The organism is Leptospira adleri, assembly GCF_002811985.1.
Taxonomy (GTDB): Bacteria; Spirochaetota; Leptospiria; order Leptospirales; family Leptospiraceae; genus Leptospira; species Leptospira adleri.
Window position 1 is genome coordinate 162,704 of record NZ_NPDU01000001.1, and the last position, 12,706, is coordinate 175,409.

At 43.8% G+C, this 12,706-nt stretch carries 7 protein-coding genes and 1 pseudogene; 6 read left to right on the plus strand and 2 right to left on the minus strand.

Annotated elements, in window-relative coordinates; all coding sequences use genetic code 11:
- Both CH376_RS00835 and miaB read right to left on the minus strand, forming a co-directional pair.
- Nucleotides 1–1,827, minus strand: a complete 1,827-nt coding sequence (locus CH376_RS00835; protein ID WP_100785669.1) for an LptF/LptG family permease — start codon at nucleotides 1,825–1,827, stop codon at nucleotides 1–3.
- Nucleotides 1,824–3,173: a tRNA (N6-isopentenyl adenosine(37)-C2)-methylthiotransferase MiaB gene (miaB, locus tag CH376_RS00840; RefSeq protein ID WP_100785668.1), complete on the minus strand. Its 1,350-nt coding sequence runs from the start codon at nucleotides 3,171–3,173 to the stop codon at nucleotides 1,824–1,826. Before miaB ends, CH376_RS00835 begins: the two co-directional genes overlap by 4 nt.
- 105 nt (nucleotides 3,174–3,278) lie before the next feature.
- On the opposite strand from miaB, the gene CH376_RS00845 reads away from it, so the two are divergent.
- The 6 genes and pseudogenes from CH376_RS00845 to CH376_RS00880 form a co-directional block, all read left to right on the plus strand.
- Nucleotides 3,279–3,908: a hypothetical protein gene (locus CH376_RS00845; RefSeq protein ID WP_100785832.1), complete on the plus strand. Its 630-nt coding sequence runs from the start codon at nucleotides 3,279–3,281 to the stop codon at nucleotides 3,906–3,908.
- Nucleotides 3,877–4,521 carry a hypothetical protein gene (locus CH376_RS00850; protein ID WP_100785667.1) on the plus strand — a complete coding sequence of 215 codons (645 nt, stop codon included), beginning with the start codon at nucleotides 3,877–3,879 and terminating at the stop codon, nucleotides 4,519–4,521. The genes CH376_RS00845 and CH376_RS00850 overlap by 32 nt, the downstream gene beginning before the upstream one ends.
- Before the next feature lie 939 nt (nucleotides 4,522–5,460).
- Nucleotides 5,461–6,573, plus strand: a complete 1,113-nt coding sequence (locus CH376_RS00865) for a slipin family protein (RefSeq protein ID WP_100785664.1) — start codon at nucleotides 5,461–5,463, stop codon at nucleotides 6,571–6,573.
- A gap of 33 nt (nucleotides 6,574–6,606) precedes the next feature.
- A pseudogene (locus tag CH376_RS00870) lies at nucleotides 6,607–6,801 on the plus strand (RHS repeat-associated core domain-containing protein); the annotation flags it as partial.
- Nucleotides 6,802–7,610: 809 nt separating this feature from the next.
- Nucleotides 7,611–12,038, plus strand: a complete 4,428-nt coding sequence (locus CH376_RS00875; protein ID WP_100785663.1) for an LIC12048 family lipoprotein — start codon at nucleotides 7,611–7,613, stop codon at nucleotides 12,036–12,038.
- Nucleotides 12,039–12,095: 57 nt separating this feature from the next.
- Nucleotides 12,096–12,706 (plus strand): SpvB/TcaC N-terminal domain-containing protein (locus CH376_RS00880; RefSeq protein ID WP_420843513.1); only part of this gene is annotated, 611 nt, incomplete at its 3' end.

A 12,706-nucleotide genomic window follows, 5' to 3' on the forward strand; every position in this document is an offset into this window, starting at 1 on the left:
TCAGGAACCTCTTTTCGTTATCTTTTTTATTTTTCCCCATATACTTAATCTTTCTAATCTCTCTGTCAATTTTGATTTTTGATCAGAAATCTTATCCAGAACCTTTTGAATCGGTTTTGGCAGATCCATATCCGTTCTTTTGATCATGATATTGACGCTCAATATCGCGATCAGAATGTTCGCGCTCCAAGGTCCTATCCAATCCGGAACCTTATCATTGTAGGAGATCGTACTTCCCAGGGTAAAAAATGTAAAGTAGATCATCAAGAAAACAACTGCAAGCGTAAAACTCATTCCTTTTCCCGATCGTTTGACTACGAGTCCGAGCGGGAAAGAAATGAAGAAAAAGATCAAACAGGAGATCGGCATCGCGATTCTCCTATGAATTTCGACGTTAAAATCCGTAAGAACCTTCTTTCCCTGTTGCATCAACGCCATCAATTGTGTGAGAACGGAATATCTCTGAGTCATCTCGTCGGGGGTCAGGGTTCCATTGGCGGCGCCCATCGCGAGATCGATCTTCATCTGATCCACCATTTGCTTTAGTCCAACTAAACCTTTTATCTCGATTCCCATCTCTTTTAAGGTTTCGAGGCCCGGAATTTTTTCCAAACCCTCGGACTCCATATTATTGCGAATTTGAAAAAGGACGGGCATCGAAAAAGTTTCCGGTTTTACGTTCAATTCGAGGGTTTTCTTTTCCTTACCTTTCGGGATGTTGTAATCCATCTCTCCGTTTCGAAAATCCGTCACGGAAAAACTCTTACGATCGTCGCTCCATTCTAAGATCCAACCGTCTTTGAGACGGATGGATTTCTCGTATTCCCCGTCGGGTCCGAGTTTTTCCACAAGATTTCCGCGGCCCGCGTTGATGATCTGAATGATTCTGGAACCGCCCATCGGAATCATTTTTCCGCCGATATGAAAGTATTCGTTTCCTTCGAGAAAAATTTCCCATTCTCGGATTTGGACTCCCTTGAGTTCGCCCGTGTCGGAATTCATCCCTTCGGTGTACATGGTTCTCGCTCGTTTTTCAAAAAGATCCTGGGTTTTGTCCCCGCTGAACTGACCCGGCGTGATCGCGAGAAGAGGATTGTAGGCGAGAACCCATTTGTTGAACTCGTTCATCTTTCTCGTGTTCTCGGGAGAAAGATAGAAGTTGAGATAACCTACGATCAGGGCCATCGCGAAACCGAATGCAAGAAAGTTAATATAGATCCGCGGAAAACTCACTCCGGCCGAACGGATCGCGGTGATTTCGGAATCTCCGGAAAGTCTTCCCGCGGCCATGATCCCGCTCATAAGACAGGCCATCGGAATCGTCATCGGCAACGTATTCGCGAGAAGATAACCGAAGTAATCCAGAAGACGAAGCGGATCCACACCCTTCCCCACAAAAAGACCGATCATCTTTTGGAGCGCGAGGACCATATATACCATGGTAAAAAAAGCAAGAGCTACGAGAAAGGGAGAGAGAATTTCTTTGAGAATGTACCGATCCAGGATCGGAAGCATCATGTAGAATTTTCTTTTGTCGGTATGAACTTTGAAATCGGGAGGAAGATCTTCGACGCTGTTCAGACGAACGGTTCTTAAATCCGCGCCTCCGCTCGCCGCTTTTTTTTTCGAAGAAGAATCGTTCGAGGAACCGAGGATCGAACTTTTTTGCTTTGCGATTTTTTTGGAAAGGGAAGAATCCGAATTCTTCTTGGAAGCCGTTGTCTTCTTTGACTTCGATTCGGTTTCGGAAGAATCTATCTTATTTGCAGACGGGCGAGCGACCGACTTCTTGCCGGAAGTTTTCTTTCGATTGTCGCCATCCTTCAAGCAAGGATCCTTCCTTTCAGAGTCGCGCTCGTCGCGCTTTCGATTTGAACTTGGACGGACGTTCCGATCATTTCGGAAGCGTTCTTTCCTTCGGGAAGAGGGAACACGGTCATTCTACCGCAAGGAGTTCTTCCGCAGAGCTGGTTCTCCGACTTGCGGGAAGTGTTTTCGATCAAAACCGAATATACGTTTCCGATCCGGGAACGATTCTGTTCGTGAGAAATGGAAGTCTGAAGATCGACGAGTTTCGTGAGTCTCGCGGACTTCACTTCTTCGGGAACGTTGTCCGGAAGTTTTCTCTGCGCCATCGTTCCTTCCCTTTCGGAATACTTGAACATAAAGGCCATGTCGAACTTGACTTCCCGCACGACCGCGAGAGTGTCCTCGAATTCTTCTTCGGTTTCGTTCGGAAAACCGACGATGATGTCGGTGGTCAATCCCACGTCGGGAACAATACTACGAATCTGCGCGGCGACTTCCAAAAATTCTTCTTTGGAATAAGAACGTTTCATCTCTTCCAAGACCCTTGTGTTACCGGCTTGCAAAGGAAGATGAATGTTCGGACAAAAACGGGGATTCTCCGCCATGAGTTTCAGAAGATGAACCGGAAAATCCTTCGGATGCGGGGAAGTAAAACGGATTCTTTCGATCGTAGTTTCGTCCAAAAGCATCCGAATCAAACCGGCGAAGTCCCGCCCTTCTTCTTTATAAGAATTTACGTTTTGACCGAGAAGAGTCACCTGACGAATTCCCTGATCCGCGAGATCTTGAACTTCGCGAACGATGCTTTTCGGATCGCGGCTTCTTTCTCTTCCTCTCGTGTAAGGAACCACGCAGAAAGTACAGAAATTATTGCAGCCTCTCATGATCGTGACAAAGGCCTGGATCCCGTTGACGACCCGAGGTTCGATCTCGTCGTAGGTTTCGATCTTGGAAAGACGAGTGAGAGCGAGGGCGTTTTCCCCGGCGCGGATCCTTTGAATGAGTTCGGGAAGGGTTCTGTAATTGTCCGGTCCTACGACCAGATCCAAGGGAAGTTCCTGGTGAAAGAGATCGTCTCCCAAATTTTGCGCCATACAGCCGAGGACGCCGATGACAAGTTTCGGGTTTCTCTTTTTGAGATATCCGAGGGATTGAAGTCGGTTGTAAATCTTTGCGTGCGCGTTTTCACGGATCGCACAGGTATTTAAAAAGATAATATCGGAGTCTTCCGGATCCGGAGAGGAAGAATATTCAGCGTCCTTCATGAGGCTGGCCACGATCCCGGAATCGTACTCATTCATCTGACAGCCGTAGGTCTCGATATAGACCTTTCCTGCCTTTTTTTCCACTTCCAGAACGCTCATAGGACTGAATTTCTGCTTGCCGGACCGGCTGTAAAGGGGTTTTCCATAGATAGGGAAATGCGTTTTGAATCGTCTAAAAAACCGTTTCCGCAAGCAAAAAAGATCATGGCTGTGAATACAAAACTCGACCACTATCAAATTCTGAATCTTTCCCGGAATTCCGACTTCGCAAAAATCGAATCCGCATATCGGGAATTTTTAGAAACCTTGGAAGCCGAACCCTGGAATCCTTCCTTGGAATTGGATCGAGAAGAAGGAACCCGCGCCTACATCGTTCTGAGTTCCCCCAAAACAAGAGAAGAATACGACAAGACTTTGGACTATGAATTTCTGCTTTTAGACACGACCAAGGTTCCGGAAGAATTCGAATCCTTTTATAAAGTGCAAAAACTTACGGAAGGAGAAGAAACCAGAGAATTCTATTCTCGTTTTTTGGAATTCAAAAAGGATTTGGAAAATACGCTTCGAAATCTAAGAGTCACCGTTCTATTCTTCTTAAGCGCCTTTTCCCTTCTTACGATTTTCGCGCTTTCCATGGCACTTGCGCAGAAAAATGGTTTTCTCTCTCCGAGCGCCGAGTTGTTTTACAGAAAGTGGGGAATTCTTTGTTCCGCAGTATTTATCTTTTCAGGATATGCGGTCTTTCGGAAAGTCGTAGCTTCTAAAAAGAAAGGATCCGAGAACAACCGGGGAAGCCAAACACTTGAAGACAACAGCAAAGAAAAACGATCCTAAACATCTCGCAGAAGACGAAATCTCCTATTACTATTCCCTACTCCAAGAAGAACTTACGACCTTCGATTGCGGAGAATTGTGCAAACCGGACAACGACGGAATTCCTTTCTGTTGCATCGCAGATAACGCAGTTCCGACCTTGTATCGTTCCGAATTCTCCATGTTAAAAAAGAGAACGGACCTCTGGAAAATTTGGAAACCGGAAACCGCGGAAGACAAGAAGATGCTCGCCGAATACGATTCCAAAGAAACTCTCTTTTGCGAATGCAAAGGAATCCAATTTTGTGAAAGAGACAACCGTTCGATCAGTTGCCGGACTTTCCCTCTCGAACCCTACTTGGATACGAGAGGAGTTATGATCGGTCTCGTTTTTATGAAAGAATTCACCGGAAAATGTCCGCTCACCCTGAGAGCGAAAGACATCCGACAAGAATTCGTAGATAGTCATTTTATCTTCTGGGAAAAACTTCTCTTCCGTCTTGACAGCGAGTACGAAACCTTTTGGAATTCTTCGAAATCCTATCGAAGATCGAGGGCCAAAACCGGAAAAGAATTTCCTATTTTTTTTCCGAGCCATCTCAAGGGAAAAGAATATCTGAAAGAATATCTCTGATTTAAAACCTTCCGCTTTTATACTTCGAAGATTTTAAAAAAGGACCAAACCGTGATCAGTTTCCTCCTTAGAAGTACGGAAAAGCGACGACCGACGGAACCTTACTTTCAAATCGAAGAATTGTAGAAATGAAGAAAAGAAACGAATCAAATCCGCGCTCATAAACAAGGCAGTCCAATAAAGGTTCTCGAAGACGCCTAACACGGATTTTACGCCGGACAAAAAAACGGAGCCTTCTCCGCGTTGTTTCCTCTAATGTCTTACCTCCGCAAATCGAACTTCAAGAATCGAATTCCAAGGCCTTCCGCAAGAAATTATTTCTTAAAGAATGGATCGAAAGAAAACGAAATCCTTACGGGCAAAGTCGAGTTATAGATCGGCAGAGGAATTCTTGGTTCCTAAGTAAGAAAATTGTTTCCCATTCTTCCGATAAAAAAGAATCTGCATTCGGCTTTGATTTTGATCTTTCGGGTTTCCAAAGGCCCGGCGGTTCCTCCTCGCTCTGCGAGGTCGGTTTAACGTTTAAAGATCGGAATCCGAGTCACCAACACCTGGTTGAAGGTTCGAATCCTTCTTTGTTCACAAGAGCAAGTAGCTCAAATGGAAAGAGCAGGCGCCTGTCACGCGAGAAGTTGGTCTCTTCGCAAAAAGACCAAAACAAAAAAAGGATAAAAGGCGTCCGGCTTTCGGATTCGTTCGAAAGCAATCGGGCGTTTGCTTTGCAGAACGGTGGATACCGATTCGAGAATTCGTTTTAGAGCCGTTTCTCATTTTTTTCGAAAGTTAAAAAAGAGAAGCCGAATTCGATTCGATGCTGCGATTCTGAAATCGTTTTCCGCATACGTTGGATGGATTCCTTTTATTCTTTTTGTGGACATTTTTTCAAACGAATTCGAAAATCACGTTAGTCTTCATTTTATATTTTAAGTCGAGGTTTGTATGAAAATCAGAAAGGATCAAAGAGGTCTTTTATTCAAAGAAGGAGAATACGTAAAATTTCTTCCTCCCGGAAAATACTTTACGTTTTTAGACAGCTACATAGAGGTTCATCATATTCTAAACCCGTTTCGTTCCAACTTCGACTTCGCTTTTTTTCGAAACGATCCGATTCTTATGAAAGAATTGGAAGTGATCGACCTAAAAGACAACGAAATTGCGCTTCACTTCGAAGATGAAAAATTCAAATCCGTTTTGAAAACGGGAGTTCACGCTTTTTGGAAAGGAATCAAAAAGACCTCCTTCATCAAAGTCGATCTGGACAACCCTTTTGTGGAAGAAGGAATCGATCGATCCATCTTGATGAAACAGGAAGTCAAAGATCTCGTCGCTTCTTATGCGGTGGAATCCTATCAAAAAGGTCTTCTACTGATTGAAAATTCCTTCGTAAAAACTTTAGATCCGGGAAATTATTTTTTCTGGAAAGGAACCAAATCGATTTCGGTTATCAAAGCCGACTTGAGACAACTGCAGACGGAAATTACGGGACAAGAAATCATGTCGAAAGACAAGATTCCACTTCGACTCAATTTCGTATGTCAATACAAGATCACAGATCCGATCCAATGCCTCGTGGAGATAAAGGACTACGAGTCGCAACTCTACATCCATTTACAATTGGTCTTAAGAGAATACGTCGGCTCATTAACGTTAGACGAAATTCTCTCCAAAAAAGAGGAGATCGGTTCTTACGTTACCGAAAAGATAAAAACATCCATGCCGAGCATGGGTCTGGAAATCATCTTTGGGGGAGTAAAGGACGTAATTTTACCCGGAGAAATCAAGGATATCCTCAATCAGGTTTTGATCGCCGAAAAAAAAGCCCAAGCAAACGTGATCATGAGAAGAGAGGAAACCGCTTCCACAAGAAGTTTGTTAAACACCGCGAAACTTATGGAAGAAAATGCGACCCTCTACAAACTCAAAGAACTGGAATATGTGGAAAGAATCAGCGAGAAGATCAGTCAAATCACTTTGACCGGAGGGATTCAACTCATCGACCAGCTCAAAGGCCTTCTTCTTCCAGGCAAAGAAGACACGCAAAAAAAATCTTAATCTCACTCAAGGCCGTAGGGATAAGTTTTCGGGAAATACGATTCGCAGAAGTTAGACAGAGAATCCGGGTTTTACTTTTACAACGCTCGTTACTACGATCCGGGGATCGCGAGATTTACCAGTGCGGACACGGTCATCAATGGAGAGTGGGAGACACAACGCTGGAACCGGCTCTCGTATGCGAAGGGGAATCCGATCGGGGCGAAGGATCCGACGGGGAATTTTGTATCGCTAAAATCCATACTTTAAGGGATTTCACTTGAAACGAGACATAACCAAAATAAAAAAGCGGATCGCAAAGAACCGACCGCTTTGGCAACAAATCCTCCGCGGCTCAATATTCTAAAATCATCATACGAGTTATACTTATTCTAATTTTAGAATATTCCAAATATTTAATTATCTCATACAAGCGCCAAATGATGATCCGCACAAAGGCTTCGAAAAGTATATAAAATTTATATAATGCACCGAAATATCGCCCCGAACGCTTACTTGGGCCAATATCCACAAAGAAAAATCAAATTCGCCTTTTCCAATTCGCCTCCCTTTGTATAAAGAGTTCGACCTCAAACCTCATCCAGATATCAAAAAACCAATAATTTATAATTCAGAAAACGCTTTTGTGAGAAACCTCTCTTTGACTTGGATAAAATTTTGATCGCAAAACTGAAAATGGAATCAAAAAGGAATCTATCTTTAAAATTTCAAATTTTACAAGAAAGCAGGATATAACTCAAGGAAGCTATATCCGCTCTAAGTTTTCATCATTGATTCAATCTTTAATACGACTTCGTTTAATAAAACCGACTTCATGTTTAATAAAATTTATTTTGAAGTAAGATTTGAGATTGGCACAAAACTCTTCATTTTTTTCATAGTCAAACTGAAACTTTAATATTTTAAGAACTCTGTGTCTATTCTTTGAAATTGCTTAGGTAGATTGGATAAATTCGTATTTAAGGCGAATAACGCACATAATTCTTAAACGAAGAAAATAATTTTCAAAGTTAAAACACGGAGCAGGAGAAAATATCATGTCGAAAGGTGACTCTATTTTTCTAAGGATCAGACTTTATCTTATTCCATTCTTATTGATCCCATTCTTAATTACTTGCGGTTGGTTTGGAAAAGATCGAGGCACCATGGAAGACGTGGATCTTGCGGCCGCCACTTGGTTAGTTGCGGAATCCGTAAAGACTCAGGTAAACAACGAAGGCGTCCCAATCAAACCGGGACAACCTACTCCGCCGGTCACGCCGGTTAGCGGACTATTCAATCTTCCTCCCGGGAAACCGGTCGCAGCTGCGGCCTTGATGGGGACGATCGATCCCACAGGAACAACGATCGTCAACGACTTCGACGGTGACGGAATCTTAAATCAAAACGAAACGTTAAGCAACGTTTGGGTCGCGGATTACCCGCAGATTGAAACAACAATCGCACCTCCCGTTACTTTAAAGATTCAGATCTTAAAAAATTCAAGCAATCAAAGCGATCAGATCGTAAGCGAGATCAACTCGAATGACTTTGAGGCTTCTAAGAACGAAGGTTCGGATAAAATTCACCAATCGGAATTGAACGAAAGAACGGTGCAATTCCAAGATTCATTTAGTACGGATATTGAATTCGGTCAAAGCCGCGAGGTAAGTCACAGCGCAGGATTTAACGCGGGCGCAGGCGTCGGACCGATAAGCGCCTCTTACGGCATGAATTATAGCACCTCCACAAAAGACAGTTGGCAGGGAAAGAATGCGGTTTCCGCGACTACCACTAAATGGGCGGATAGACCTTTTAAAAATAATTTAGACAAAGACGCTTGGAATCTAAAGACAGATTCCTCAAGTACCAAGGCGAAAAAATATCGTTCGGATAAATCACAAAAAGTGAATGAAACTTCAACGGTCGAACCGAATGCCGGAGTCGTCAGAGCGGCGCTTTATATCAAAAATCTTTCCGTCAATATGCCCGTTAAAATTTCGAATATTCTTTGTTCTTTGATGTTTGAGACTCCGACCGGAGAAATAGTTCCGATGTCTTCTTTCCGATTGAGAAACGACGACTATTCGCTCTTCGAAGTAGAGGTCTATGGCGGTAGCGATTTTGGTCCTTACGTTGTCGAATTAACAAATTTGAATACATCCGAAGTTGAAAAGGCGATTGCGGCCGGTTATACTCCTAAGATCATGATTGTCGACTATGCGATGACTCACGTTCCGGACTCCAATTATAAATCCAATCTTCTCAATTTTTCCGGAAACAATCTAAAGATCATTGAAGAAAATGCGAAAGGAAGAACAGCGCTCGTAAAAATATATGGTCCGGGTTTTCGCGAATTACACCGAGTGACCGCCTTTGATACCCCTAACGTGACCAATCCTTGCAACACAACTTCAACGGACGTATTTTCACCCGGGGTGAGTTTAAAAAAAGCGTTGGAAAGAATTTCTTGTTCCGGAAGCAACATCACATTCAAAGATTACGTTATCGATTTTACCGAAATCGCGCCGAAACTAGGCGAATCAAGACTCTATCTCAAAGGGGTCCAATCCGTTGGAGCTATAAGCACTACGATTCCTTGCGTAGATGAAACAAATACAGGATCGGACGGCGTAACAAGAACCGCTTGCGTTCAGAAACCGTTGAGCCAATGGACGGAAAATGAAAAAGCGACCGCTGGAGTTTGGACAATCTACTCAAGAGGAAAATACTATTCTCCGACCGAATATTGGCTAAGCTCAAATTCAATTACCAAATTTGATCCGTGGCGCGGAGCGACGTCGGCTCCCGTTGTTAAGGGTGTCGATTCTATTATCTGGGCCGGAGATAATTACGATTTGGTTTATATTTCCATGAAGGACTTTATCCAAGCTCAACAAAAGTTCGGAACGAATCCATTGGAAACCGGACTGGAGTATCCTTTCAATACAAGATGGGATAAACTTTCGCTTGGAAACCATCCTTACGATCCCGATACAAATTCGTTGTATTTAGGCGAAGTTGGCTTCTCGGAAAAAATTGAATTAAAAATCAGTTTGAATAAGACCCAGTATCTGACTCCCGACTTTGGAACACCGGATACTACGACTAGCAGCATCACTCAATTCTTTACAAACTTTAATTATAATCCGAAAACGACAACGGACCGTTATACGATTGAACAAGCCTCCGACTTTGAACTTAGTATGGGCTTCGGCGGATCCAGATCCGACTGGTTCCATGTAGTAAAAGATTTAAGCAATTCGGATCCGTATAAACTGAAGAGCTGTGGAAAAACGTTAGACTACGTGAATCAAGTGTTTACGCTCTGTGTGCAGTTACCGACACTCAGCACGACTGTTGATCCTGTGGTTAGTTTGGTGAAATTGTATCTTCGCCCTTCTCTCAACAACGCTTATAGAAATACCGTGTGGCCCCTTCACTACTCGAAAGTCCGTAAGGTGAGAGGGGAATTGGGACTGCCGGTAGCAATCGGTGATACAACCGTAAGAATCGCAAAGACTACGGGCATTCCGGAAATCGGCGACAAAATCCTTATAGACGGCGATACCAATCAATATCAAATTCAAAACATTCTTCCGCCACAGCCTGACGGATCCTTTGACGTAACGTTAGGCGCCGCCATTCAAAAGGCAAATGTCAAAACGACCCAATTGTATGTTCCTGGAAATCTAACCGCCCCGGACGTTAAACTTTCCGTCGACAATGGGTTCGTAACCGATTGGAACTCACAAGTTACTGCCGCTTTTCTTCCAACGGAATGGAACCTGACACAATATCTCCCGTTTATGACAGGCGGCAGCGCCAATTGCACTTCCACTCCCTTTCATCCAGCGGGATGCCTTGGCGTAAACCCGGATACGAATGTGATCAATTGGATGGGAATTTACAACCAAGGAGTCGCTCTCTGGAATTCCTGGTCGGACGGCGGAGACTTCTCCAATTTTCTATACAGCGGTTTGATAAGATTGACTTCATCGACAGGCAAATCTTACAGATTAGAGAGTTCTAATACAGATTTTACCGTAAGTGCGGATGTGAATGCGTCTGTGTTAGGCGATGTGACGACCGTCAATTATGGAGACGTCGCTCTCTCAATCTGGAGACAAGGATCAACAATATTAGGGAGATATCATGCAATCAGTAGCGGCCAACCCCTTGGAAACCCTTTTATGGTCAATCCAACGATTACCGTCTCAGCTAGCGGAAAATATTGGGTAAAGGCAAAGAACGGAAAAGTAGTGATAGTCTGGGAAAATGGTCAAAGTTTATTTACTTCGGTCCGAGATATCGCAACATTCGGAACGCCTGTTTCCGAACTTTCCCTTGGGAATCGTTACACGCCATTTCCTAAAAATAACTTTGATCCAATGCTTGATATTGGAATCGGAAATAATCGGGCAATCATCGTTTGGAATGACCTAAATACGAGTACGAGCCCTGATTCTACATTGCTTTACATTTGTGCGATCGGAAACTCTTGTCTATGGTACGACGTAAGAAATTATAGGGTCGATGGTAAAATAATCCGGTTGGACACTGGCGCTACCGTCAATTCCAGTTTTTCTATCGTTGGATATTCTACGCAGGACAACGTTTGGGACTATATTAGCCATCAGCATGATCAAGTATCCCATTATAATGTAACACTTGCAGTTGAAGTTAACGATAACAACCAAGCAGTTATTGGTTGGATATTTCAGCATCAAGATTCCGAGAATCATACAATTGGAGCTGCAGTCTATGAATTAAACAACTCGGCTTTAATTGGATCCAATCAAACTGTGATTAGTGAATCTACCCGCCCGGTTGATTCACTTCAAGTCGGAGCCATAAATGGAAAGGGAATTATTCTTTGGCGTCGAAATGATGGATTTGTACTAGGCCGAGGAGTAAATACGATTGATGGAACTCTTATCGGAAGTAATTATTTTGAAATTGAAACGGGTGGAGTCGATCTTCTGAAATATTCAACTTCCGGCAATAATGGACTTCTGACCTATCGCAAGAATACAAAGGATATTCGTTTGAAAGCAATTGACCTTACAACAAGTCAATTATTATATCCAAGCTCGCTGAACCTTGGCGTTGCGAGTAGTGATACCAGAAAACCGGGTAACTCTGTGTTATCCGGAAACAAAATTCTTACCACTTGGGATCAGACAAACGGATCCAAAAGAACCATTTGGGGAAGAATCAGTGATATCAGCACTTTCACTGTGAATGGACCGAAAGAATTTCAGTTAAGCACGACCAACGAAGGAGTCCAATTCAATCCGATTTCGGTAGTGAATAACGGAATGGGCCTGGCTACGTGGGTTTCTCAAGACAAAACCCAGCAAAGAATCCGCGGGGCCAAAATCGACCTCAACAACCCGGGGGCCCTTCGATACGGACTCAACAACTTCTTCGTGTCTCCTTTGATCGAAAGAGATTATACCGTTCGCGCCAAAATCAAGTATTGATCTCGCAGTAAAGAAAGAGATTCATAGATGAAAGGTCGCACAATCGCGGTCATGCTTATGACCGCATTCTTTCTCACAACTTCTTGTAAACTTTTGGGAAGGAATGGGCACGGCAACAACTGGCTCTGGGCTCTATTAGGAATTCCGAATGGTGCCGGCTTTCCATCTTCCGGCTCCGGACCGGGACCCGGTTCCGCTCCTGCTCCCGAAGGAAGCGACCTTTTTTCTATTTCTACAAACTACAGCAGCGCCATCGACGATCCGGATACAAAAGCGGATCCTTTGGCGGGCGCCGCATTCATCGCACCGCCGGAACCGAATCACTACGGCGGTGTTTCTCTCTCTTATCCGATTCATACTCCTTCGGGAAGAGCGGGAGTCGAACCAAAGCTGACTCTTTCTTATTCTTCCACAGGCGGCGACGGATGGGTCGGCGTGGGCTGGAATCTCGGTTTAGGTTCGATCACTCGAACTCCGGAATACGGGGCTTTGTATTATGACTCTCGGGATTCCTTCACTTGGAATGGGACGAGGCTCGTAAAAGTTGCGGGCGGAACGACCAATGAAAACGGAACGTATCGGCCCGAGATCACCGGAGAAGACTTAGTTGTATTACGTTTGAGTAATATTGAAAACGGTGGAATTTGGGAAGTTCTGGATTCTTCCGG